This is a genomic window from Actinomycetospora chlora, from assembly GCF_039542135.1.
Classification (GTDB): domain Bacteria; phylum Actinomycetota; class Actinomycetes; order Mycobacteriales; family Pseudonocardiaceae; genus Actinomycetospora; species Actinomycetospora chlora.
The window spans coordinates 1-22,970 of record NZ_BAABHO010000006.1 but is presented as its reverse complement, the minus strand read 5'-3'; the positions used below and the strand labels follow the sequence as shown (position 1 = coordinate 22,970).

26 protein-coding genes and 1 tRNA gene are annotated in these 22,970 nt (G+C 74.5%); 7 read left to right on the top strand and 20 right to left on the bottom strand.

Annotation, left to right across the window (positions count from 1 at the left end):
* Window positions 1-26: 26 nt before the first annotated feature.
* Together ABD994_RS05195 and speD are read left to right on the top strand one after the other, a co-directional pair.
* Entirely contained in the window at window positions 27-1,139 is a 1,113-nt protein-coding gene (locus ABD994_RS05195) for a type III PLP-dependent enzyme (RefSeq protein WP_345411407.1), read from the top strand.
* A complete protein-coding gene (speD, locus tag ABD994_RS05185; RefSeq protein ID WP_425550020.1) occupies window positions 1,136-2,386 on the top strand; it encodes an adenosylmethionine decarboxylase in 1,251 nt (416 codons plus the stop codon). The genes ABD994_RS05195 and speD overlap by 4 nt, the downstream gene beginning before the upstream one ends.
* 82 nt (window positions 2,387-2,468) lie before the next feature.
* Here speD and ABD994_RS05180 read toward each other — a convergent pair whose 3' ends face one another.
* From ABD994_RS05180 to ABD994_RS05165, 4 genes are all read right to left on the bottom strand, one after another.
* Window positions 2,469-2,747: a hypothetical protein gene (locus ABD994_RS05180; protein WP_345411406.1), complete on the bottom strand. Its 279-nt coding sequence runs from the start codon at window positions 2,745-2,747 to the stop codon at window positions 2,469-2,471.
* A 135-nt stretch (window positions 2,748-2,882) separates the two neighbouring features.
* Window positions 2,883-3,293, bottom strand: a complete 411-nt coding sequence (locus ABD994_RS05175) for an acyl-CoA thioesterase (protein WP_345411405.1) — start codon at window positions 3,291-3,293, stop codon at window positions 2,883-2,885.
* Window positions 3,290-5,017, bottom strand: a complete 1,728-nt coding sequence (locus ABD994_RS05170; protein WP_425550026.1) for an AMP-binding protein — start codon at window positions 5,015-5,017, stop codon at window positions 3,290-3,292. Before ABD994_RS05170 ends, ABD994_RS05175 begins: the two co-directional genes overlap by 4 nt.
* 82 nt (window positions 5,018-5,099) lie before the next feature.
* Window positions 5,100-5,321, bottom strand: coding sequence for a DUF3618 domain-containing protein (locus tag ABD994_RS05165; protein ID WP_345411403.1), 222 nt, complete (start codon window positions 5,319-5,321; stop codon window positions 5,100-5,102).
* 87 nt (window positions 5,322-5,408) lie between these two features.
* Here ABD994_RS05165 and bcp point away from each other — a divergent pair, with 87 nt between their 5' ends.
* A complete protein-coding gene (gene bcp, locus ABD994_RS05160) occupies window positions 5,409-5,882 on the top strand; it encodes a thioredoxin-dependent thiol peroxidase (protein WP_345411400.1) in 474 nt (157 codons plus the stop codon).
* Window positions 5,883-5,886: 4 nt separating this feature from the next.
* Here bcp and ABD994_RS05155 read toward each other — a convergent pair.
* The 5 genes from ABD994_RS05155 to rph form a co-directional block, all read right to left on the bottom strand.
* Window positions 5,887-5,960, bottom strand: a tRNA-Leu gene (locus ABD994_RS05155).
* A gap of 58 nt (window positions 5,961-6,018) precedes the next feature.
* Window positions 6,019-6,849 carry an alpha/beta fold hydrolase gene (locus tag ABD994_RS05150; protein ID WP_345411398.1) on the bottom strand — a complete coding sequence of 277 codons (831 nt, stop codon included), beginning with the start codon at window positions 6,847-6,849 and terminating at the stop codon, window positions 6,019-6,021.
* On the bottom strand, window positions 6,846-7,430 hold the full coding sequence (locus ABD994_RS05145; RefSeq protein WP_345411396.1) for a class I SAM-dependent methyltransferase: 585 nt from the start codon (window positions 7,428-7,430) through the stop codon (window positions 6,846-6,848). Before ABD994_RS05145 ends, ABD994_RS05150 begins: the two co-directional genes overlap by 4 nt.
* On the bottom strand, window positions 7,427-8,068 hold the full coding sequence (rdgB, locus tag ABD994_RS05140; RefSeq protein ID WP_345411735.1) for an RdgB/HAM1 family non-canonical purine NTP pyrophosphatase: 642 nt from the start codon (window positions 8,066-8,068) through the stop codon (window positions 7,427-7,429). The genes ABD994_RS05145 and rdgB overlap by 4 nt, the downstream gene beginning before the upstream one ends.
* Window positions 8,069-8,076: 8 nt before the next feature.
* The gene (rph, locus tag ABD994_RS05135; protein WP_345411394.1) at window positions 8,077-8,820 is read right to left on the bottom strand and encodes a ribonuclease PH; all 744 of its coding nucleotides are present in this window, start codon (window positions 8,818-8,820) and stop codon (window positions 8,077-8,079) included.
* 26 nt (window positions 8,821-8,846) lie between these two features.
* Here rph and ABD994_RS05130 point away from each other — a divergent pair, with 26 nt between their 5' ends.
* Window positions 8,847-10,316, top strand: coding sequence for an MFS transporter (locus tag ABD994_RS05130; protein ID WP_345411392.1), 1,470 nt, complete (start codon window positions 8,847-8,849; stop codon window positions 10,314-10,316).
* Here the strand turns inward: ABD994_RS05130 and ABD994_RS05125 are convergent.
* From ABD994_RS05125 to clpS, 8 genes are all read right to left on the bottom strand, one after another.
* Entirely contained in the window at window positions 10,258-11,253 is a 996-nt protein-coding gene (locus ABD994_RS05125) for a hypothetical protein (RefSeq protein ID WP_345411390.1), read from the bottom strand. The genes ABD994_RS05130 and ABD994_RS05125 overlap by 59 nt on opposite strands.
* 81 nt (window positions 11,254-11,334) lie before the next feature.
* Entirely contained in the window at window positions 11,335-12,093 is a 759-nt protein-coding gene (locus ABD994_RS05120) for an MBL fold metallo-hydrolase (RefSeq protein ID WP_345411388.1), read from the bottom strand.
* A 74-nt stretch (window positions 12,094-12,167) separates the two neighbouring features.
* The gene (locus ABD994_RS05115; RefSeq protein WP_345411386.1) at window positions 12,168-12,818 is read right to left on the bottom strand and encodes a rhomboid family intramembrane serine protease; all 651 of its coding nucleotides are present in this window, start codon (window positions 12,816-12,818) and stop codon (window positions 12,168-12,170) included.
* A gap of 146 nt (window positions 12,819-12,964) precedes the next feature.
* Entirely contained in the window at window positions 12,965-13,915 is a 951-nt protein-coding gene (locus tag ABD994_RS05110) for a PLP-dependent cysteine synthase family protein (protein WP_345411384.1), read from the bottom strand.
* 37 nt (window positions 13,916-13,952) lie between these two features.
* Entirely contained in the window at window positions 13,953-14,231 is a 279-nt protein-coding gene (locus ABD994_RS05105; RefSeq protein WP_345411381.1) for a MoaD/ThiS family protein, read from the bottom strand.
* Window positions 14,232-14,325: 94 nt separating this feature from the next.
* Entirely contained in the window at window positions 14,326-14,826 is a 501-nt protein-coding gene (locus ABD994_RS05100) for a M67 family metallopeptidase (protein ID WP_345411379.1), read from the bottom strand.
* A gap of 57 nt (window positions 14,827-14,883) precedes the next feature.
* Window positions 14,884-15,441, bottom strand: coding sequence for a DUF2017 domain-containing protein (locus ABD994_RS05095; RefSeq protein ID WP_345411377.1), 558 nt, complete (start codon window positions 15,439-15,441; stop codon window positions 14,884-14,886).
* 6 nt (window positions 15,442-15,447) lie between these two features.
* A complete protein-coding gene (gene clpS, locus ABD994_RS05090; protein ID WP_345411731.1) occupies window positions 15,448-15,750 on the bottom strand; it encodes an ATP-dependent Clp protease adapter ClpS in 303 nt (100 codons plus the stop codon).
* A gap of 98 nt (window positions 15,751-15,848) precedes the next feature.
* On the opposite strand from clpS, the gene ABD994_RS05085 reads away from it, so the two are divergent.
* From ABD994_RS05085 to ABD994_RS05075, 3 genes are all read left to right on the top strand, one after another.
* Window positions 15,849-17,108 carry a nicotinate phosphoribosyltransferase gene (locus ABD994_RS05085; RefSeq protein ID WP_425550025.1) on the top strand — a complete coding sequence of 420 codons (1,260 nt, stop codon included), beginning with the start codon at window positions 15,849-15,851 and terminating at the stop codon, window positions 17,106-17,108.
* Between the two features lie 23 nt (window positions 17,109-17,131).
* Entirely contained in the window at window positions 17,132-17,701 is a 570-nt protein-coding gene (locus ABD994_RS05080; RefSeq protein ID WP_345411373.1) for an isochorismatase family protein, read from the top strand.
* A gap of 73 nt (window positions 17,702-17,774) precedes the next feature.
* Complete coding sequence (locus ABD994_RS05075) at window positions 17,775-19,823, top strand: ATP-dependent DNA helicase (RefSeq protein WP_345411370.1); 2,049 nt, start codon at window positions 17,775-17,777, stop codon at window positions 19,821-19,823.
* A 76-nt stretch (window positions 19,824-19,899) separates the two neighbouring features.
* Here the strand turns inward: ABD994_RS05075 and ABD994_RS05070 are convergent, their stop codons facing one another.
* From ABD994_RS05070 to serB, 3 genes are read right to left on the bottom strand one after another with little or no spacing between them, the layout of a single operon-like run.
* Window positions 19,900-20,736, bottom strand: coding sequence for an ATP-grasp domain-containing protein (locus tag ABD994_RS05070; RefSeq protein WP_345411367.1), 837 nt, complete (start codon window positions 20,734-20,736; stop codon window positions 19,900-19,902).
* Window positions 20,733-21,500 (bottom strand): peptidyl-tRNA hydrolase, encoded by a 768-nt coding sequence (locus ABD994_RS05065; RefSeq protein ID WP_345411365.1) that lies wholly within the window; start codon window positions 21,498-21,500, stop codon window positions 20,733-20,735. Before ABD994_RS05065 ends, ABD994_RS05070 begins: the two co-directional genes overlap by 4 nt.
* A 7-nt stretch (window positions 21,501-21,507) precedes the next feature.
* Window positions 21,508-22,746 (bottom strand): phosphoserine phosphatase SerB, encoded by a 1,239-nt coding sequence (serB, locus tag ABD994_RS05060; protein ID WP_425550024.1) that lies wholly within the window; start codon window positions 22,744-22,746, stop codon window positions 21,508-21,510.
* Window positions 22,747-22,970 lie beyond the last annotated feature (224 nt).

The window sequence follows — 22,970 nt, the reverse complement described above, 5'->3', positions numbered from 1 at the left end:
GAGAATCCGTACGGCACCATGGAGGCGTGGGTGTCGGTCGGGTGTCCCCGCACCTCGCGCTCGACCTCGCCGTCGTCCGCCGCGCCCACCGCGCCGTGCGGGAGGCGCTGCACGGGGTGGAGCTCTGCTACGCCGTCAAGGCCAACCCGCACCCGGACGTGCTGGCGCTCCTCGTCGCCGAGGGCGCCTCGTTCGACCTCGCCAGCCCCGGCGAGCTCGACCTCTGCCGGGTCGCCGGCGCCCGCCCGGAGCGGCTGTCCTGGGGCAACCCGGTCAAGAAGGCCGCCGACGTCCGCGCCGCCCGCGCCGCCGGCGTCACCCGCTTCACCACCGACGCCCCCGACGACGTCGACCTGCTGGCCCGCGAGGCCCCGGGCGCCGCGATCGGGGTGCGGCTCGCGGTCGGCGACGAGGGCGCCGCGACCCCGTTCGCGGGGAAGTTCGGCGCCACCCCGGACGAGGCCGTGGCGCTGCTGGAGCGCGCCCGCGCCGGCGGGCTCGACGCGGCCGGCGTCGGCTTCCACGTGGGCTCCCAGCAGCGGGACCCCGCCGCGTGGGCCCGCGCCGTCGATGCTGCCGCCCACGTCGCCGGTCGCCTGGGCGAGCACGCGCCGGCCGAGCTCAACCTCGGTGGCGGGTTCCCCACCGTCCACGCCGGCGGCCCCGTCCCCGACCTCTGCACCGTCGCGTCCGCGGTCCGTGACGCCCTCGCCCGCCACCCGTGGTGGCGCCCCCGGCTGATCGCCGAGCCCGGGCGCGCGCTCGTCGCCGACGCGGGCGTGCTGCACGCCGAGGTGGTGCTCGTGGCGGAGCGGGCCGGACGCCGCTGGGTGTACCTCGACGTCGGCCGCTACCAGGGCCTCGCGGAGACCGAGGCCGAGATGATCGTGTACCGCCTGCGGACGCCGGGGAACACCGGGCCGACGGGCCCGGTCGTCCTGGCCGGGCCGACGTGCGACGGCGACGACGTGCTCTACCGGCACGCCGACGTGCGCCTGCCCCTCGACCTCGCCCCCGGCGACGTCGTCGAGCTCCTCGGCGCCGGCGCCTACACCGCGAGCTACGCCTCGGTGGGCTTCAACGGCCTGCCACCGCTGCCCGTGTACGTCCACGATGCCCCGAAGGAAGGTGGGCGTTGACCCTCCGCACCCCGTCCGGACCCGCGACGTTCGCGGGTCGCCACGTCCTCGCCGAGCTGCGCGGCCTCGAGGCCGGCGTCCTCACCGACGAGCAGCGCCTGACCGTCGCCCTGCGCAACGCGCTCGACGCCGGCGGCGCGACGGTGATCGACGTCGTCGCCCACCGCTTCGAGCCCCAGGGCACGACGGTGCTGGCGCTGCTCGCCGAGTCGCACGCCTCGGTGCACGCCTACCCGGAGGCGTCCGCGGCGTTCGTCGACGTCTTCACCTGCGGCGACCAGGCCGACCCCGAGCGGATCGTCGACGTCCTCGGCCAGGAGCTCGGGGCGGCCGAGGTGCGCGCGCAGGTCGTGGCCCGCGGCGCCGGGCTGGCCCCGGGGGCGGGTGGCCGCGAGGTCGACGAGCCCCTCGCGCCCGGCATGCGGCGGCGCTGGCGCCTCGACGAGGTGCTGTGGCGGGGCCGCACGGCGTGGCAGGACATGGTGGTCGCGCGCACCGCGCAGGGCGTGTCGCTGTTCTGTGACGGGGAGCGCCAGTCCACCGAGGCGACCCAGCTCGTCTACCACGAGGCCCTCGCCGTGCCCCCGATGCTGCTGGCCGACGAGCTGCGCTCGGTGCTCGTCGTCGGCTCCTCCGAGGGCGTCGTGCCCCAGCTCGCCGTGGCCGCCGGCGCGACGCGCGTAGACCACGTCGACATCGACACCGAGTGCGTCCGCCGCTGCGCCGAGCTGCTCCCCTACGGCTACACCTCCGAGGAGCTCGCCGCGGCCGAGGGCGGCGAGGGCCCGGTGCGGGTGCACTACGCCGACGGCTGGCAGTTCCTCGTCGACGCCGCCGCGCGCGGCGACCGCTGGGACGTCGTGGTCGTCGACCTGCCCGACGAGCCCGTCGAGGTCACCGACCCCGCCCAGCACGCCCGGCTCTACGGCGAGGAGTTCCTCCGCCGCGCGGCCTCGGTGCTCACACCCGGCGGGGTCGTGTGCTCCCAGGCCGGCTGCCCCACGCTGTGGCGGAACGACACCCTCGGGCGCATGACCCGCCGCTTCGGCGACGTCTTCGCGACGGTCCTGCCGTACTGCTCCGACGAGCACGAGTGGGCCTACCTGAGCGGGCGCGTCGACCGCGTCGAGGACCCCGTCGCGCTCGCCGTCTCGCGCCTGGACCGCTTCCCGACCCTGACGTCGATCGACGCCGACGCCCTGCGCCGCGGCGCGGTCCTGCCGTTCGCGCTCCGCGCCGGGAGCTGACGACCTCTCCCGTTCGATCTTCCGGGCGTGTCGTCAGCGCACGACGCCGGCGACACCCTCGGGTGATCGAACTGGAGAGCCGTCAGCCGGCGATGCGAGTGCCGTCGGGCGACGGCGGGACGAAGGGCTCCAGGACGAGCGAGTCCGCGGAGTCGCCCGATCGCGCCTCGAAGGCCAGGGCGATCGACTCGCCCGCGGGACGGGCAACGCCGCGCAGTGCCGTACCGCGCGCCGAGAGCGGCCAGGCCTCACCGAGGTGCAGGGCGATCTCGTCCTGCAGGTCGCGCAGGACCTCGTCGACCGCTCCGGCGTCGAGGGTCGATGCCTCCCCAGGGGTGGGGAGCTGATGGGTCGCGGCCACCCGGAGCGGTGCTCCCTCACGCCTCACGACAACGGCGAGCTCCATCCCTGTGGCGATCAGCTCGCGATCCGCGGGCAGCAGCGGCGTGAGGACACGAGCGAGGTGCTCGCCGAGCGCGATCGTCCACATTCGTCCTCAGCCTCCGAGCGCGCGAGCCAGGGGCTCCGGGATGCCCGGGGCCTTGGCCCATGCCTTCGTCTCCGGGTCCTGGGTGACGACGACGTAGACGTTGCGGCCCGTCACGGCGACCTCGTCGGCCGAGCGGTAGACGGTGAACCCCAGCGTGAAGCTCGTGGTCCCCTGTCGCTCGCACGCGACCTCGACGCGCGCGTCGTCGCGCCAGCGCACCGATCCGCCGTAGTCGAGCTCCGAGTGCACGACCATGACGTCGACGCCCGAGGCGATGAGGTCCGGGTACGGGAGCCCGACGTGGTCGAGGAAGCCGGTGAAGGCCTCGTCGAACCAGGTCAGGTAGTGCCCGTTGAACACCACGCCCTGCTGGTCGACCTCCGCGTAGCGGGGGACGACGGGGAAGCTGTAGCTCACTGCCGCAGCTCGGGGAAGTCCTCGTCGCGGTACTCGCTCTCGGGCTCGCCCGCCGAGGGGTCGGACCGCAGGTCGGTCTCGCGGGTCCGCAGCTCCACGCGGCGGATCTTCCCGGAGATCGTCTTGGGCAGCTCGAAGAACTCGAGGCGCCGCACGCGCTTGTAGGCCGGGAGGTTCTCCCGCGCGTGGCGCAGGATCTCCAGGGCCGTCTCGCGGGACGGCTCGTACCGCGCCGAGAGCACGACGTACGCCTTCGGCACGGCCAGGCGCAGCGCGTCGGGCGACGGCACGACGGCGGCCTCGGCGACGGCGTCGTGCTCGATGAGCACGCTCTCGAGCTCGAACGGGCTGATCCGGTAGTCCGACGCCTTGAACACGTCATCGGAGCGCCCGATGTAGGTGATGTATCCGTCCTCGTCGCGGGAGCCCACGTCACCGGTGTGGTAGACGCCGCCGCGGAAGACCTCGTCGTTGCGCTCCTGGTCGTCCTTGTAGCCGACCATGAGGCCGACGGGGCGGTCCGCAGCGTTCGTCCCCAGGTCGATGCAGATCTCGCCCTCGTCGCCGCGCTCGCCGCTGACGGGGTCGACCAGCACGATCGGGTAGCCCGGCAGCGGCCGGCCCATCGACCCGTCCTTGACGCGCTGGCCGGGCGGGTTGCCGATCTGCAGCGTCGACTCGGTCTGGCCGAACCCGTCGCGGATCGTCATGCCCCAGGCGTCGCGGACCTGCTCGATCACCTCGGGGTTCAGCGGCTCGCCGGCCCCGACGAGCTCGCGCACCGGCACCTGCACGCGCGTCAGGTCGGCCTGGATGAGCATGCGCCACACCGTCGGCGGCGCGCAGAAGGTGCTCACGCCCTTCTCGACGATGACGTCGAGCAGCTTGTCGGCGTCGAACTTGGTGTAGTTGTAGATGAAGATCGTCGCCTCGGCGACCCACGGCGCGAAGACGTTCGACCAGGCGTGCTTGGCCCAGCCCGGCGAGGCGACGTTGAGGTGCACGTCGCCGGGCTGCAGGCCGATCCAGTACATCGTCGAGAGGTGCCCGACGGGGTAGCTCGTGTGCGTGTGCTCGACGAGCTTCGGCTTCGACGTCGTCCCGCTCGTGAAGTAGAGCAGCAGTGTCTCGTCGCCGCGGGTCGGGCCGTCGGGGGTGAACTCGGCGGGGGCGTCGTAGGCCGCCGCGTAGTCGAGCCAGGGCTCGGTGATCCGGTCCCCGACGGCGATCCGCGTGTAGTCGCCCGCCACGTCGTCGAACTTGTCGACGTCGACGTCGCGCACCACGACGTGGCGGGCGTTGCCGCGGTCGATGCGGTCGCGGAGGTCGGCCGGGCCGAGCATCGGCGTCGACGGGATGAGGATGGCGCCGAGCTTCATCGCGGCGAGGATCGTCTCCCACAGCTCGACCTGGTTGGCGAGCATGAGGATGATGCGGTCGCCCCGCGCCACGCCCTGCGCCCGCAGCCAGTTGGCGACACGGTTCGAGCGCTCGCTCATGTCGGCGAAGCTGTATTTGGCCTCGCGGCCGTCCTCCTCGACGATCCAGAGCGCGGGGCGCTGGGCCGTGCCGGGGTCGGCCCCGATGGCGTCGAAGTGCTCGAGGGCCCAGTTGAACTCGTCGAGGCGCGGCCAGGTGAAGTCCCGCATGGCGGCGTCGTAGTCGGTGCGCCGCTCGAGCAGCTCGTCCCGCGCCCGGCGGAACTCGGTCGCGGCCTTGCTCAGCTCGGGCACTGCGGGGACCTCCGTCGTCCAGACAGCCGATGGCGAGGCGGTTGTACCACCTCGCCACCGGAGTCGGACCTGGCTACCCGAACAGCTTGCGCAGGATCAGGAGCCCCACGAGCGCGCCGGCGGCGTAGACGGCGTACTTGACCCGCGGGTCGGCCCACTTCTGCGCGGCCATCTCCTTGCCCTGCTCGGAGAGGCGCTGGGGGTTGGCCCGCTCCGACAGCTCGTCCAGGGCCCCGGCGAGCGCCTCGCGGGCCTGCTGGATCTCCTTCTCGATGGCGTCCGTGTCCCGTGCCACGGCACCTCCTCTGGTCGTCGGTCGCCCGTGCGGTCCCTCGCTGGTTGGAGGCGACCGGCGTGTGGTCGGCGGCTATCCTGCCCGCCCGTGACCGCCGATACCCGCCTGGCCCCCGGTCAACCCGCGCCCGACTTCTCGCTGACCTCCGATCGGGGCGAGACGGTGTCGCTGGCCGGCCTGCGTGGCCACCGCGTCCTCGTGTACTTCTACCCCGCCGCCGGCACCCCGGGGTGCACCAAGGAGGCGTGCGACTTCCGGGACAACCTCGCGACGTTCAACGACGCCGACGTCACCGTCCTGGGCATCTCGCCGGACAAGCCCGAGAAGCTCGCGAAGTTCCGCGACAAGGAGGGCCTGACCTTCCCGCTGCTCTCCGACCCGGACAAGGCGGTCATGCAGGCCTGGGGCGCCTGGGGCGAGAAGACGATGTACGGCAAGACCACTACGGGCGTCATCCGCTCGACCTTCCTGGTCGACGCCGAGGGGACGATCGAGGAGGCCCAGTACGGGGTCAAGGCCACCGGCCACGTGGGCCGGTTGCTGCGCGATCTGAAGCTGTAGGGAGTGTCGGCGGCGGGATTCGAACCCGCACTGGACGGCACCTAAAGCCGTTGCCTCCTGCCTTTGGGCTACGCCGACCCGCCGTTCGGACCAACATCACCGACCCGGCTGGTTCCGAGCCTACGAGCCCCGCGGGCTACAGGAACGCCCGGACCGCAGCGGCGACCTCGTTCGCCGCCTCGAGCGGCACGAAGTGCCCGACGTCCTCGAGGTGCTGGACGCCGCGGAGGTCGGCGAACGCCCGGTCGAGGCCCTCGGCGAGGCGGGGCGGGAAGAGCGGGTCCCGGTCGCCCCAGAGCACGGTGGTCGGCACGGTGATCGGCGCCGGCGGGTCCTGGCCCCGCGCCGCCAGCGCGATGGCCACGGTGGCCGAGCCGGAGCGGTACCAGTTGATCGAGGTGGTGAACGCGCCCGGCCGGGCGTAGGCCTCGACCAGGTCCTCGGTCACCGCCGCGATCCCCCGGTGCCCCCAGTGCGACCAGAAGTGCTCCAGGTACGTCCGCACCGCGTCCGCGGACCCGTCGACGAGCCGGGCGGCGAGGGCGAGCTGGTGGAAGTCCTGGTACCAGAACTCGGCGCGATGCTCGTCGTCGAGCGCGGCGGCCGCCGAGCCGGGGTGGATGGCGTTGCCCAGCACCAGGGCCCGCACGCGCTCGGGACGGGTGCGCGCGAGGTGGGACGCGGTGGTCGAGCCGACGTCGTAGCCGACGAGCACGGCGGACCCGAACCCCAGGTGGTCCATGAGCTCGACGACCGCGGTGGCCTGGGCGTCGCGGCCGAAGTCCGACGCCGGCCGGTCGGCGTCCCCGTCCCGGTACGACGCGCCGAACCCCACCAGGTCGGGCACGACGACCTCCGCGTCGCGCTCGAGCAGGGGCAGGAGCGCCCGGTAGTCCGACGCCGCCCCCGGCCAGCCGTGCAGGCAGACGACGGGCACACCGTTGCCCTCGTGGGCGTAGGAGATCACGTGGTGGCCAGTACCCGGAATCCCGCGTGCGACGACAGCCGTCGCGTCGGGTGGCCCTGCTCGTCCAGCCAGCGGGCCAGCGAGTCGGACCCCAGGTTCTTGCTCACCACCAGGTAGGACGCACCGTCGACGCGCGGCAGCCAGCGCAGCAGCAGCTCGTGCAGCGCGGCCTTGCCCGAGCGGATCGGCGGGTTCGACCACAGCTCGGCGAAGCGCACGTCCGCGGGCACCTCGTCGGGTCGGCAGGCCCGGACGTTCGCGAGCCCGGCCGCCGCGGCGTTGGCGCGGACGAGGTCGAGCGCGCGGTCGTTGACGTCGACCGCCCAGACCGTGGAGCCCGGCCGCTGCACCGCGAGCCACAGGGCGATCGGGCCGTAGCCGCAGCCGAGGTCGAGCAGGTCGCCGGTCCCGGCCGGGTCCGGCGCGTTCTCGAGCAGCACCCGGGTGCCCTTGTCGAGCCGGCCGCGGGCGAACACCCCGGAGTCGGTGGTCAGGTCCAGCGCGACGTCACCGATCTCGAGCCGGAACGACACCGGGTCCGACGGCGACGTCGGCTGCTCCGAGAAGTACTGGTCGGTCACGACACCGACGAGCCCAGCTCGGAGAGCCGCGGGATCAGCGCCCGCAGCGCCCGCGACCGGTGGGACACCGCGTCCTTCTCCTCGGGCGCCATCTCCGCGGAGGTGCGCGACTCCCCGTCGGGCACGAACGCGGGGTCGTAGCCGAACCCGTTGGTGCCCCGCGGCAGGCGGATGAGGCGGCCGGGCCAGCGCTCCACGACGACGACCACCCGCCCGTCGGGATGCGCGGCGGCCGCGGCGCAGACGAACGCGGCGCCGCGGCGCTCCTCGGGGACGTCGGCGGTCTGGTCGAGGACGAGCGCGAGGTTGCGGGCGTCGCGCTCCTCGCGCGACCCGCTGCGGCCCGACCAGCGCGCCGAGAGGATGCCCGGCATCCCGTTGAGCGCGTCGACGGTGAGGCCGGAGTCGTCGGCGACGGCGACGTAGCCGGTCGCGGCGGCCGCGTCGCGGGCCTTGGCCAGGGCGTTCTCCTCGAAGGTCGCCCCGACCTCGGGGGCCTCCGGGAACTCCGGGACGTCGGCGAGGCCGATCACCTCGAGCCCCTGCGACGACGTCATGCGCCGCAGCTCCTCGAGCTTGGCGTCGTTGCGGGTGGCCAGGAGGACTCGGGAGACGGAGCGGAGCGGAGCTCGACCCATCGACTCAGTCACGGCAGCTCCCCCGGGTACGGCTCGGCGAGGGCCGCGTTCTGCAGCTCGGTGAGGTGCGCGCAGCCGGCCAGCGCCGAGTCGAGCATCGCGTCGAGCGTGGCGCGGGTGTAGGTCGCGCCCTCGCCCGTGCCCTGCACCTCGACGAGCGTGCCCGTGTCGGTGGCGACGACGTTCATGTCGACCTCGGCCCGCGAGTCCTCCTCGTAGGGCAGGTCGAGTCGCACCCGGCCGTCGACGACGCCGACGGACACCGCCGCGATCGAGCACGACAGCGGCTGCGGGTCGGCGAGGCGCTTGTGGGCGCGCAGCCAGGTGACCGCGTCGGCGAGGGCGACGTAGGCGCCGGTGATCGCGGCGGTGCGGGTGCCGCCGTCGGCCTGCAGGACGTCGCAGTCGAGTTGAATGGTGTTCTCGCCGAGCGCCCGCAGGTCGATCGCGGCGCGCAGCGCCCGCCCGACCAGCCGGCTGATCTCGTGCGTGCGCCCGCCGACGCGCCCCTTCACCGACTCGCGGTCGCTGCGCGTGTGCGTCGCCGAGGGCAGCATCGCGTACTCCGCGGTGAGCCAGCCCAGGCCGCTGCCCTGCCGCCAGCGCGGGACACCCTCGGTGACGCTGGCCGCGCACAGCACCGTCGTCTGCCCGAACGAGACCAGCACCGATCCCGCCGGGTGCTGCTGGAACCCACGGGTGATGCTGATGTCGCGGAGCTCGTCGTCCGCCCTGCCGTCGCTGCGTGCCACGGGCGACCACCCTAGGCTGGCGCCACGTGACGACCGACCGCCGGACCGGGCTGGTGCTGTTCACGAGCTGTCTCGCCCAGTTCATGGTCGTCCTCGACGTGTCGGTCGTGAACGTGGCGCTGCCGGCGATGCGCGACGCCCTCGGGTTCGACGCCGAGGGCCTGGCCTGGGTGGTCAACGCCTACACGCTCGCGTTCGCGGGGTTCCTGCTGCTCGGCGGGCGCGCCGCGGACCTCTTCGGCCGCCGGCGGGTCTTCCTCGTCGGGCTCGCGCTGTTCGGGCTGGCGAGCCTGGTCGGCGGCCTCGCGAACGACCCCGCGCTGCTGCTCGCCGCCCGCGCGGCCCAGGGGCTGGGCGGGGCGGTGCTCTCCCCCGCGTCGCTGGTCATCCTGCAGACCACGTACGCCGAGGGCGCGGCGCGCGCGAAGGCGTTCGGCTGGTGGTCGGCGATGGGGGGCATCGGCGGCGCCGCCGGCGGCCTGGCCGGCGGGCTGCTCGTGGCGCTGCTGAGCTGGCGCTGGATCTTCCTCGTCAACGTGCCCGTGGTGGTCCTGACGGTGCTGCTCACGCTCGCGGTGGTCCGCGAGACGCGCGCGGACGACCGCCCGGGGCTCGACGTCGCCGGCGCCGTGCTGGTCACCGCGGGGCTGGTCGCGCTGGTCTACGGCGTGGTGTCGCTGGAGTCCGAGCCGTGGACGTCGTGGCGGGTGCTCGGCGGGATCGGCGTCGCGGTGGTGCTGCTCGGCGCGTTCCTGCTGGTCCAGCGCCGCAGCCGCCACCCGCTGGTGCCCCTCGACGTGTTCCGCATCCGCTCGGTCAGCACCGCGAACGTCGTCATCCTGCTCATCACGTCGGCGATGTTCTCGATGTGGTTCTTCGTCTCCCTGCACATGCAGAGCGTGCTGGGGTTCGACGCCCTCGCCGCGGGGCTCGCGTTCCTGCCGCAGTCGGCGTCGGTGGTGGTCGGCTCGCAGATCTCGTCGCGCCTGCTCCCGCGGTTCGGGGCCCGCGTGATGATCGTCGGCGGCGGCACGCTGACGGCCGCGGGATTCGCCTGGTTCGCGTTCCTCACCCCCACCACGAGCTGGGCCGCCGGCATCCTCGGGCCCGGCATCGCGGTGTCGCTCGGCATGGGGATCGTGTTCCCCGCGGTCACCACGGCGGCGACGTCGGGCGTGGGCCCGGAGCTGTCCGGCCTGGTCAGCGGGCTGGTGACGACGTCGCGGCAGATCGGCGGGGCGATCGGGCTCTCCGTGCTCTCGACCCTCGCCGCCGCCCACACCGCCGCGCTGCTGGCGGAGGGCGCGACCGCCCCGGTGGCCCAGACCGCCGGCACGACGCGCGCGTTCGCGGTGGCGGCGGTGGTGGTCGCCGCCGCCGCCCTGGTGGCGCTGCTCGTGCCGGCCCCGCGAACGGCGGGCCGGCGGGACCCCGGCGTCACGCGGGCACCGGGGCCGGAGCGCGGCGGCCGAGCCGCGCCAGCAGCACGACCGTGAGCGCGGCCAGCACCAGCAGCCCGACGACGTCGACGCCCGTGCGCGCCCACAGGACGGTGCCCGCCAGGGTGTGCGCGACGAGCAGGCCGCCGAGCAGCCACCGCACGTGGCCGTCGGTCCACGCGGCCCGGGCGGCCCACCGGGACACGGCGACGCCGCCGCCGACCGCGAGGGCGAGCCCCGCGACCATCGGGACGAGCACCGCGAGCCCCTCGGTGCCCGCCGGCTGACCTTCCGCGTGCGCGGGCCACGTCGTCCCCAGCACGGCGCCACAGAGCACCGCCGCACCGGCGCCCAGCACCCACGGCGCCGGCACCGGTCCCGCGGGCGGAGCGGCCTGCCGGCACGGCGGCAGCACGCGCAGCGCCAGGACGGCGAGCAGGGCGGCGAGGACCGCGCACGTCACCGGCACGGCGAGCGGCGCGACGTAGGTCGGGTCCTCGAAGGGCGGGACCGCCAGGCGCAGCAGCGCGACCCCGAGTATCGCGACGACGGCCGTCACCACCGTCCCGGGCGTGCGGAGGAACGGCCGGCCGCGGTGCGACGGGAACGCCAGGTGCACCAGCGCGATCGGCACGAGCACCGAGAAGACCGTGTGGTAGACGGCGTTGGCCTCCCAGTAGGTCAGGTTCACACCGAGCAGGCGGACGCCCCAGTCGGCCGCGTGGTACAGGTTCGGGCTGGTCAGGGCCTGCAGACCGATGCCGTCCTCGACCAGTTCGTAGGCCAGGCCCAGCGGCACGAGCGCGACCCAGGGGCGCCCCGAGCGCACCCACGCCTCGCGGACGAGCAGCACGCCGGCGCCGTAGATCGGCATCCAGAGCAGCGTCAGCCACGCCATGGTGATCGGGGTGCTGCCCCACGCGAGTTCGGCCACGACGGGCGTGAGCACGACGAGGGTCCCTGCGGCGCGGCGGTTCGTCCCGTTCTCGATCACGGCCCGACGGTAGGCAGCGCGGGCGGCGCCGGTCGTCGGTCCGCGGGCCAGGGCGACCCCGACGAAGGTCGGGGGTGGCGGTCAGATGGTGTAGTGCCCGTCGGGGACGACGAGCTCGGTCGGCCCGTCGAACACCTCGCGCGCCTCGGCGAGCAGGGCCGGGCCGTCGGCCCAGGCCGGGACGTGGGTGAGCAGCAGGCGCGCCACCCCGGCGTCACGGGCCGTGCGGCCGGCCTGGCGGCCCGAGAGGTGCACGCCGGGTGGGCGGTCGGGCCCGTCGGACCACGTCGACTCGCAGAGCAGCACGTCGGCGCCCCGCGCGAGCTCGACCAGCTCGCGGCACGGGCCGGTGTCGCCGGAGTAGACCAGCGTGCGGCCCTCGTGCTCGAGGCGGATGCCGTAGGCCTCGCACGGGTGGTCGACGGGGGCGCTGGTCAGGGCCACCGGTCCGATCGCGGCCGGGCCGTCCGCGAAGGGGTGGTAGGTGAAGACGTCGCTGAGGTCGGTGGCGACGCGCTCGTCCGACGACGGCGCGTAGGCCACCGCGAGCCGCACCTCCGACTCGGTGGGCCCGTGCAGCGGGATGACCTTGCCCGGGCCGTCCGGGTGGTAGCGCCGGTGGACGATCATCCCCGACACGTCCGCACAGTGGTCCGGGTGCAGGTGGGACAGGACCAGGGCGTCGACGTCGAACGGGTCCATGTGCCGCTGCAGGACGCCGAACGCGCCGTTGCCGAGATCGAGCACCACGGACGTGTCGCCCGCGCGGACGAGGTAGCCCGACGCTGCGGAGTGCGGGCCGGCGCCGCTGCCGGAACACCCCAGGACGATCAGTTCCACGCGCGCACCCTACGGGCCGGACCTGCCCGAACGCACAGGGCAGGGCGTCCGGGACGGTCACGGATCGGGCACGGTCAGCCCAGGGCGGGTGTCCCCGAGGGAGTGGTGCCCGGGCCGCTGCGGCGACGGTCGGCCACGACGGTGAGCCGCGCGGCGAGGATGCCGCCGATCGCGCCGCAGAGGTGGGCCTGCCACGAGATGCCGGGGGTGCTCGGCAGCACCCCGAACAGCAGCCCGCCGTAGATCAGCAGCAGGACCACCGCGAGCACGATCTGCCCGACCGAGCGGGCGAAGAACCCGCGCACCAGCAGGAAGGCGAACCAGCCGAAGATGATCCCGGACGCCCCGATCGTCGAGCCGGGGCTGCCGATGAGCCAGGTGCCGACGCCGCTGACCAGCCAGATCACGGCGGTGACGGCGAGGAACTGCCCCAGCCCGCCGGCGAGCACGAGGAAGCCGAACACCAGCAGCGGCACGGTGTTGCCCGCCAGGTGCTCGAACCCGCCGTGCAGCAGCGGCGACCACAGGATGCCGCCGAGCCCGTCGACGGTGCGGGGCACGATGCCGTCGTCGTCGAGACCCGACGGCGGGTCGAGGGCGACGAACACCGTGCGGTCGAGGATCTCGATGATCCAGAGCAACGCCACGATGCCGACCATGACGATCGCGGCGCGCACGGGGTGCGCAGGCAGGAGGCGTGGCGCGGGGCGGGCCGGGCTGGTCACGCCATCGAGGCTACGGACGCCGATGCCGGATCCGCGTGGGTTGCGACCCCGGTGTTACCCGGGGTGGTGACCCCTGGACGTCGCGCCGGCAGGCCGCAGATCGAGCGACGCAGGAGCTCGAGGTGCGGAACCGGCTTGCGACGACACTAAGCCCAGAGCTGACCTTCCAATGCCTCGGCGGCTTCCTCGAGCGTCCCCGAGTACGCACCGGTCGACAGGTACTTCCACCCGCCGTCGCACACCACCATGACGATGTCGGCCTCGTCGTCCGCGCCGGCGGCCTTCTCGGCCTGGGCCAGCGCGGCGTGCAGGATCCCGCCGGTGGAGATGCCGGCGAAGATGCCCTCCTGCTCGACGAGCTGGCGGGTGCGGCGCAGGGCGTCGTAGGCGCCGACCGAGTACCGCCCGGTGAGCACGTCGGGGTCGTAGAGCTCGGGCACGAAGCCCTCGGCGATGTTGCGCAGGCCGTAGACGAGCTCGCCGTAGCGGGGCTCGGCGGCGATGATCTGGCAGTCCGGCTTGTGCTCGCGCAGGTAGCGCCCGGTGCCGACGAGCGTGCCGGTGGTGCCCAGGCCCGCCACGAAGTGGGTGATCGTGGGCATGTCGCGCAGGATCTCCGGCCCGGTGCCCTCGTAGTGCGCGAGCGCGTTGGCCGGGTTGCCGTACTGGTAGAGCATCACCCAGTCGGCGTGCTGCGCGGCGATCTCCTTGGCCGTGGCGACGGCCTGGTTCGACCCACCGGCCGCCGGCGAGAAGATGATCTTCGCGCCGTACATCTCGAGGAGCTGACGCCGCTCGGCCGAGGTGTTCTCCGGCATGACGCACACCAGCTCGTAGCCCTTGAGCTTGGCCGCCATGGCCAGCGAGATGCCGGTGTTGCCCGAGGTCGGCTCGAGGATCGTGCAGCCCGGGGTCAGCTTTCCGTCCTTCTCGGCCTGCTCGATCATCCGCAGCGCCGGACGGTCCTTGATCGACCCGGTCGGGTTGCGGTCCTCGAGCTTGGCCCACAGGCGCACGTGCGGCGCCGGGGAGAAGGACGGGAGACCGACCATGGGCGTGTCGCCCAGGGCGTGGATCAGGGACTCGTACCGGGCCATGGGCCTCTCCTCGTCGGTGAGGTCAGCGCTCCCCGCGTCAGCGGGAGCCGCCGGCCACCGCGGGCAGGATGGTGACGGTGCCGCCGTCGGGCACCTGGGCGTCGAGGCCGCCGGCGAAGCGGACGTCCTCGTCGTTGACGTACACGTTGACGAACCGGTGCAGCGCGCCGTCGGTCACCAGCCGGTCCTTGATGCCCGGGTGGTTGGCCTCGAGGTCGGTGATGACCTCCTGCAGCGTCGAGCCCTCGGCCTTGACCTGCTTCTCCCCACCGGTGTGGGTGCGCAGGATGGTCGGGATCGAGACGGTGGCGGACACGGGTTCCCTCCGGTTCGTGGTGGACGTCCTCTGGTGTGTCAGCGTCCCATGCGGGCGCGACATTCCGTGACCCCGCGAGCGGGGGTCGGCGAGCTCAGGCGTCCGGGTCCGGGACGTCGTCCGAGCCGGTGTGCGCGAACATGTAGTTCTCGACGACCTCGACGTCGTCCTCGACGACGTCGCCGGCCTCGTCGAGCAGGAACGAGCGCAGGTCGTACGACGAGTCCGGCCCGGTCAGCGCGACGATCGCGAAGTGCACCCCGGGCTGCAGGCCCATGTACTGGATGTCCTTCTCCGACGGGTACGCCTCGGGCAGGCCCGTGTCGGTGAGCGGGCGGCGCGGCACCCGCGTGTGCGAGTGGAAGACGACGACCGGTTCCTCGCCGCGCTCCTCGCTCTCGCGGTGCACGCGCAGCTGCTCGCGCGAGTCGAACGCGTAGTCGCTCTCGACCGCGTCGGTGTTGGTCATCGGGATGTACCGCTCGGGGCGGTCCGAGCCCTCGGTGCCGGTCAGCTGACCGCACGCCTCGAGCGGGTGGTCCCGGCGGGCGTGCGCGACCATCTGCTCGACGAGGTCGGCACGGATCACCAGCACGCCGTCCAGGATACGGACCGTGCGGCGGCCCGGCCCGCCGTCACCCCGTCAGGGTCGTCACCCCACCAAGGTCGTGACGAGGGAGTCCTGCAGCCAGGTCAGCCAGTGGTAGACGGGCAAGTGGTCCGCCCGCGGGTCGTCGGCGGGCAGCTGCTCGGGCATGTCCTCGGTCACCTCGAGCGCGACGCCCAGCGCGAGGCGCACGTCGTTGACCGCGGCCAGCCACTCCTCCGCCTGCGCGGGCGCCAGCTCGACGCGGCCGCCGCCGGCCGGGCACGTCGCGAGCACCGTGGCGATCGCGGCCTGCTTGGCCTCGATGAGGTCCGGCTCGGTGACCGACCGCAGCGCCGCGGACACCTCGGACGCGTCCTGCTCCGACGACGACGCGAAGTCGGGCAGCAGGCGCGCGAGCACCGGGTCGTCGGGCGGGGTCGAGGGGCCCGTGCGGATGCCGGTGAGCTCGGCGAGCTCGTCGTCCGGCGCGTCGTCGCGGCGGCCGGCGAGCATCTGCTCGACCTGCCCCATCAGCCCGCGCAGCACCGACGCCTCGGGCCGCTCGAGCACCGCGACGTAGCGGACGCGGTCGCCGCGTCCCTGCCGTTTCCAGGCTTTCAACCGGGGTCAGCTCGCCCGCTGCATCGTGGCCCACAGACCCATCGCGTGGAGGCGCGAGACGTCGCCCTCGACCTTCTCGCGGCTGCCCGACGACACCGTCGCACGCCCCTTGTGGTGCACGTCGAGCATGAGGGCGGTGGCCTTCGCCTTGTCGTAGCCGAAGAGCTTCTGGAACACGTAGGTCACGTACGACATGAGGTTCACGGGGTCGTTCCAGACGATCGTCTGCCACGGCGTGTCGGCCAGCGTAGCCTCGTCGACGGCCTCCTCGGTCCGCTCGTCGACGTCCGGCTCGACCGGAGCGGACAGACGCACCTCCATGGCGTCCATCGTGACACGACCGACCCCTGCCGGGTGGGCCGCCTAGGCTGTCGTGGGTGACGCACCCGGGGCACTCGACCGCGTTGATGACCGACCAGTACGAGCTGACGATGCTCGACGCCGCCCTCGCCGACGGCACGGCCGAGCGCCGGTGCACGTTCGAGGTCTTCGCGCGCAGCCTCCCGCACGGGCGGCGTTACGGCGTCGTGGCCGGCGTCGACCGCCTGCTGGAGTCGTTGGCGCGGTTCACCTTCGGGCCCGAGGAGATCCGGGTGCTCTGCGACGCCGGCGTGCGCGACCGGGTCGCCGCGTACCTGGAGGGCCACCGCTTCTCCGGTGACGTCACCGGCTACCCCGAGGGCGAGCTGTACTTCCCGGGCTCGCCGGTGCTGTCGGTGACCGGCACGTTCGCCGAGTGCGTGCTGCTCGAGACGCTGCTGCTCTCGATCCTCAACCACGACTGCGCCGTCGCCTCCGCCGCGGCCCGCATGGCCAGCGCCGCCAACGGCCGGCGGCTGATCGAGATGGGCTCGCGGCGCACCCACGAGGAGGCCGCCGTGGCCTCGGCGCGCGCGGCGTACCTCGCCGGGTTCGCCGCCACGTCGAACCTCGAGGCGCACCGCCGGTACGGCGTCCCCACCACCGGCACCAGTGCCCACGCCTTCACGCTGCTGCACGACACCGAAGCCGACGCGTTCGCCGCGCAGGTGGACGCCCTCGGCGTCGGCACGACCCTGCTGGTCGACACCTACGACATCAGCAGGGGCATCGAGACCGCGATCGAGGTCGCGGGCCCCGGCCTCGGGGCGATCCGCATCGACTCCGGGGACGTCGGCGTGCTGGCCCAGCAGGCCCGCGCCCAGCTCGACCGCCTCGGCGCGACGGGCACGCGCATCGTCATCTCCGGCGACCTCGACGAGCACGCCATCGCCGCCCTGCGCGCCGAGCCCGTCGACGCGTACGGGGTCGGCACGTCGGTGGTCACCGGCTCCGGGGCGCCGGCGGCGGGCATGGTCTACAAGCTCGTCGAGGTCGAGGGCCGCCCGGTCGCCAAGCGCAGCTCGTCGAAGGAGTCCCGCGGCGGCGCGAAGTCGGCGGTGCGCCGGCACCGCCCCACCGGCACGGCGGTCGAGGAGGTCGTGCACCGCCTCGACACGCCGGTCGAGGTCGGGGAGCACGACCGCGTCGTCCCGGTCCCGCTCGTCACCAAGGGCGAGACGGCCACCGACCTCCCGACGCTCGACGAGTCCCGCGAGCACCTGCGCCGCGGCCTCGTCGCCGTGCCGTGGGAGGGGCTCAAGCTCTCCCGCGGCGAACCCGCCATCCCGACGACCTTCGTGCCCTGATCGCGGCTCGTAGGCTCGGCACCATGACGACCGCACTCATCGTCGTGGACGTGCAGCTCGACTTCTGCGAGGGCGGGTCGATGGGCGTCGACGGCGGGGCCGCGACGGCCGCGGCGATCAGCCACTTCCTCGGCGCCGAGGAGGGCCGCTACGGCCACGTCGTCGCCAGCCGGGACTACCACGACGACCCGGGCGACCACTTCTCCTCGACGCCCAACTACGTCGACACCTGGCCGGCGCACTGCCGCGTCGGCCACGCCGGGGCGGCGTTCCACCCCGACCTCGACGTCGCCCCGCTCGAGGAGGTCTTCTCCAAGGGCCAGTTCGTCGCGGCCTACTCGGCGTTCGAGGGGCACAGCACCGACGGCGAGCCGCTCGCCCGCTGGCTGCGCGAGCGGGGTGTCGACGCCGTCGAGGTCGTGGGCATCGCCACCGACCACTGCGTGCGCGCCACCGCCCTCGACGCCGTCCGCGCGGGCTTCGCCACCACCGTGCACCTCGACCTGACCGCGGGCGTGCTGCCGGAGACGACCGCACGGGCCCGCGACGAGATGGCCCACGCGGGGATCACCCTGACGGGTTCACCCCGCTGAATCCCGGCCGGCAGGGAACCGATCGGGCCTCCTCGTAGTCTGAACCGTCGTGGGAGACGCGAGCACGGACACGGTGACCGGGCCGCCCCCGGTGGCCGAGCTGCTCGCGGCGGCGGTCTCCGCGCTGGGCGGCTCGGAGCGCGCGGGCCAGCAGCAGATGGCCGCCGCGGTGGAGCGCGCCCTGCGCACCGGGGAGCACCTGGCGGTGCAGGCGGGCACGGGCACGGGGAAGTCGCTGGCCTACCTGGTGCCGGCGATCCGCCACGCCCTCGACGGCGAGCAGGCGGTGGTCGTGGCGACGGCGACGATCGCGCTGCAGAACCAGCTGGTCGACCGCGACCTGCCGCGGCTGTCGAAGGCCCTCGAGCCCGAGCTGGGCCGGAAGGCGACGTTCGCGATCCTCAAGGGGCGCGCCAACTACCTGTGCCGGCACAAGGTCGAGACGAGCGCGCAGGCCGAGGACCCCGTCGACGAGCAGCTCTTCGACCCGTTCCAGGTCTCCGCGCTGGGCCGGCAGGTGACGCGGCTGCACGAGTGGGCCGAGCAGACGACGACGGGTGACCGCGACGAGCTGGTCCCGGGCGTCCCCGACCGCGCGTGGCGCCAGGTGTCGGTGACCGCGCGGGAGTGCCTCGGCGCCGCGCGCTGCCCCGTCGCCGAGGACTGCTTCTCCGAGCACGCCCGGCACGCCGCCGGCGCCGCCGACGTCGTCGTCACCAACCACGCGATGCTCGCCATCGACGCCATCGAGGGCCGCGCGGTGCTGCCCGACCACGACGTCGTCGTCGTCGACGAGGCGCACAACCTGGTCGACCGCGTGACGTCGGTCGCCACCGGCGAGCTGACCTCGGCGACGGTGACGGCCGCCGCGCGCCGGTGCGGCAAGCTGGTCGACCAGGCGCTGTCGGACGCGCTGCTCGACGCGGGCGAGGGCCTCGGCACGGTGCTGGAGGACGTCGTCCCCGGCCGGTGGGAGCGGATGCCCGAGGGCGTCGGGCGGATGCTCTCGTCGATCCGCGACGCCTCGTGGTCGTGCCGACAGGCCCTGGGCCCGGACCGGGACCGGGCCGGCGGGCGGGACGACGACGCCACGGCGCGCAAGTTCGCCCTGGCGCTCGTCGAGGAGGTGCACGACGTCGCCGGGCGCCTGCTGACGGCGTTCGACCGGGAGGACCCGGCGACGCGGCCGGATGTCGTGTGGTGCTCGGAGACCGAGCGGAACGGGACGACGACGCGCGCCCTGCACGTCGCCCCGCTCTCGGTGGCCGGGCTGCTGGCGTCGCGGCTGTTCGGGCGCTCGACGGTGGTGCTGACGTCGGCGACGCTCGCCCTCGGTGGGTCGTTCGACGCCCTCGCGCGGCAGTGGGGGCTCCCGGCCGGTGGCTCGCGCGAGGTCACCGAGCCGATCCCCGACGACGGCGGCGGGCACGGCAACGACCCGGCGACGAACCTCGTGTGGCACGGCCTCGACGTCGGCTCGCCGTTCGCCCACGCCAAGGCCGGCATCCTCTACGTGGCCCGCCACCTGCCCCCGCCCGGGCGCGACGGCCTCTCCCCGGCGACGCTCGACGAGATCGAGGCGCTCGTCCGGGCCGCGGGCGGGCGGGCCCTGGGGCTGTTCTCGTCGATGCGGGCCGCCAAGCAGGCCGCCGAGGACCTGCGCGGTCGGTGGGACGGCACCGTGCTCTGCCAGGGCGACGACAGCACCGGGACCCTGGTGACGAAGTTCGCCGCCGACGTCGAGAGCGTGCTGTTCGGGACGCTGTCGCTCTGGCAGGGCGTCGACGTGCCGGGCGAGTCGCTGCAGCTCGTCATGATCGACCGCATCCCGTTCCCACGGCCCGACGACCCGCTGGTCTCGGCCCGTCAGCGGGCGGTCGACGCGCGGGGCGGCAACGGCTTCCTCACCGTGTCGGCCACCCACGCCGCCCTGCTGCTCGCCCAGGGCGCGGGGCGGCTGCTGCGCGGCACCGGCGACCGCGGCGTCGTCGCCCTGCTCGACTCGCGCGTCGCCACCAAGCAGTACGGCGGCTTCCTGCGGGGCTCGCTGCCGCCGTTCTGGACGACGCAGGACCCGGCCGTCGTGCGGGGGGCGCTGGAGCGGCTGCGCGGCTCGGGCTGACGCCCGCCCCGGCGTGTCGCCGAGCGAGGATGTGGCGATCCTGGCCTGGGACGCCAGCAATGCCGCGTTGCTCGCATCACCCGAGGGCGGCCAGGAGGGCGTCGGCGAGGCGGGCGGGGGCCGCGGGGGCGCGGCGGAGGAAGAGTTCGGGCTCGATCAGCTCGAGCTCCATGACCACCGGCTCGCCGTCGAGGCGCACGAGGTCGACCCGGGCGGCCACCAGCTCGCCCGCCGGCGCGCACGCGAGCGCCGCCTCGGCCACCGCCACCTCGGCGCCCGTGGGGGTGTGGTCGGTCAGCGCGCCGCCGTGCTTCTCGTGCACCAGGAACCCGCCCGCGGCCGGGACCTTGCGCACGGCGTGCGACCACGTGCCGCCCAGGCGGATCAGCGACACCTCGCCGTCGCGCCCGATGCTCTCCACCGCGGGCTGGACGAGCACGTCGCCGGCCGCGAGCAGGTCGGCGACGGTGTCGCGCAGGTCGGCGCCGCGGCCCCGGTGGGTGCCCCGCCCGCCCGCGGACACCGCGGGCTTGACGACGACGGTCCCGGGCAGGTCGGGCACCGCCCCGCCCGCCGGCACCAGCGTCGTCGGCACCGTCGGGACGTTCGCGGCGGCGAGCTCGGTGAGGTAGCGCTTGTGGCTGTTCCAGGTGACGACGGGCAGCGGGTTCACCAGCCGCGTCACGGCGTCGACCGCCTGTGCCCAGGCCAGGAAGGTCTCGCGACGCTCGGTGTAGTCCCACGTGGTGCGGATCGCCACGAGGTCGGCCCCGTCCCACGCGACCGTCTCGTCGTCCCACGCCGCCCCGGCCGCGTCGACGCCCCGGTCGGCCAGGGCGGCGATCAGGGGGCGCATCTCGGCGTCGGCGCGCCCGGTGCGGGCGCGGGCGCCCGCGACGAGGACGCGGGTCACGGCACCCGGGCCGCGATGCAGGTGACGGTGCCGGGCGCGACCTCGGTGAACCCGGCATCGCGCACCGGCGCGACGCCGTGCTCCTCCCACGCCGCGCGCCCGCTCGGGTCGGCGTCGAGCGCGTCGGTCCACCGGTGCCAGTCCGCCCGCGACGCCGGGCGGACCGCGGCGTCGAGCGCCACGGCCGGGTCGGCGCCGTCCGCGGCGAGGACGGTCGCGAGGATCATGCTCGCGTGCCCCACCTGGGCCGCGGCCTTGCCGACGGTCTGCTCGACCTCCGGGCTGAGCCAGACCACGGGTGCCCCCGCGGGCGGGGGCCCGGGATCGTCGGGCGGCAGGTCGGTGCCACCGATCTGGAGGCGGCGCACCTCGTGGGGCACCTCCTCGACCGGGCCCGGCACCAGTGCGCGCACCAGCTCGCCGACGGTCACGCCGTCGATCTCCTGCACCGCGCGCCAGTGCGACGTGCGCGCCCGGCGGGAGAGCTTGCGGATGCGCCCGGCCCCGGCCCAGGTGGCCACGGCGTCGTACCACTCCCCCGCGGGCCCGGCGCGCTCGTCGAGGCACAGCGCGAGGGCGGCCGCCGCGGCGGCCTCGAGCACCGCGGTGCGGGCCGGCGCCTCACGCTCCAGGCGCAGTACCAGCGTCATGGCGCGCACGACCCCGTCGTCCGGCTCGTCGCGCTCGGGGGCCGCCCCGCCGACCAACCAGGGACACACCCGCGCGGCCAGCGGCTCCAGCGCCGGGGTCAGCCCGAGCCTCACCCGGACCTCACAGGGGGACCCGGCGCAGGAGCCCTTCGGCGGCGTCGGCGTGCTCGATCTCGTCGCGGGTGACGCCGAGGATGAACAGCACGGCGTCCAGGTAGGGGTGGGACAGCGAGGTGTCCGCGGCCGCGGCCACCACCGGCTTCGCGTTGAACGCCACCCCGAGCCCGGCCGCGGCCAGCATGTCGAGGTCGTTGGCGCCGTCGCCGACGGCCACGGTCTGCTCCAGCGGGACGCCGGCCTCCTGCGCGAACCGCCGCAGGGCCTCGGCCTTGCCGGCCCGGTCGACGACGCGCCCGATCACGCGGCCGGTGAGGCGGCCGTCGACGACCTCGAGGTCGTTGGCCGCGGAGAAGTCGAGCCCGAGGTCGTCGACGAGGCGGTCGATGATCGCGGAGAAGCCGCCGGACACGACGCCGCAGCGGTAGCCGAGCCGCTTGAGGGTGCGCACGGTGGTGCGGGCGCCCGGGGTGAGCTCGAGCTCGTCGGCGACCTCGTCGAGGCACGACACGGGGAGCCCGGCCAGCGTCGCCACCCGCCGGTGCAGGGACTCCGCGAACTCGATCTCCCCGCGCATGGCGGCCTCGGTGATCGCGCGCACGTCGTCCTCGGCCCCGGCGCGGGCCGCGAGCATCTCGATGACCTCGCCCTGCACCAGCGTCGAGTCGACGTCGAACACGATGAGCCGCTTCGAGCGCTGCGCCAGCCCGACCCGCTGGACGGCGACGTCGCACCGGGCGCGACGGCCGGCCGCGGCGAGGGCCTGGCGCAGCGCCGCGTCCGACGGCGGGTTCAGCGTGGGCAGCGAGACCCGCAGCTCCAGACCCGTCACCGGGTAGTCCGCGATCCGCCGGACGCGGTCGATGTTGACGCGCAGGGCCGCGAGCCCGCGGGCGACCTCGGCGAAGTTCGCCGCCGTGATCGGCCGGCCGAGCACCAGCACGACGTGCGTTGAGAACGGGTGCACCGCCGACGCGTCACCGCCGGTCTCGACCGTCACCGACAGGCCCAGCGAGGGCATCGTCAGCTGCAGCGCGGACTCGAGCCGCGCCGGGTCGCCGGGCAGCGTGACCAGCGCCGAGAGCGTGATCCGGCGGTGGATCGTCGCCTGCTGGACGTCCAACAGGCCGGCCTCGTGCTCGGCCAGCACCGCGAACAGCGCGGCGTTGACGCCCGGGAAGTCCGGGCCCGTCACCGTCACCAGCACGGGCTCCGACGCCGCACCGACCCCGTCCGGGGTCAGCGCGACGCCGGGGGCCACGACCGCCGGGGCGTCGTCGTCGGGGACGGCCCGGGTCACTTGTTCCGGGGGTCGGAGCCCGGGAGGTGCTCCTGGCCGGTCGCCCCGGCCGCGGCCTCCCCGATGCTCTCCTGCCCGGACCCGACGTGGGCCTCGAGCCGGATGCGCTCGGTGAGGTGCGGGTAGTGCAGCTCGAACGCCGGGCGCTCGGAGCGGATCCGCGGCAG

Coding starts and splice junctions, on each gene's coding strand:
- rdgB (WP_345411735.1), bottom strand. CDS start 8,068: ATGGGTCGAGCTCCGCTCCGCTCCGTCTCCCGAGTCCTCCTGGCCACC.
- ABD994_RS05110 (WP_345411384.1), bottom strand. CDS start 13,915: ATGGCCCGGTACGAGTCCCTGATCCACGCCCTGGGCGACACGCCCATG.
- ABD994_RS05085 (WP_425550025.1), top strand. CDS start 15,849: ATGACCGACCAGTACGAGCTGACGATGCTCGACGCCGCCCTCGCCGAC.
- ABD994_RS05080 (WP_345411373.1), top strand. CDS start 17,132: ATGACGACCGCACTCATCGTCGTGGACGTGCAGCTCGACTTCTGCGAG.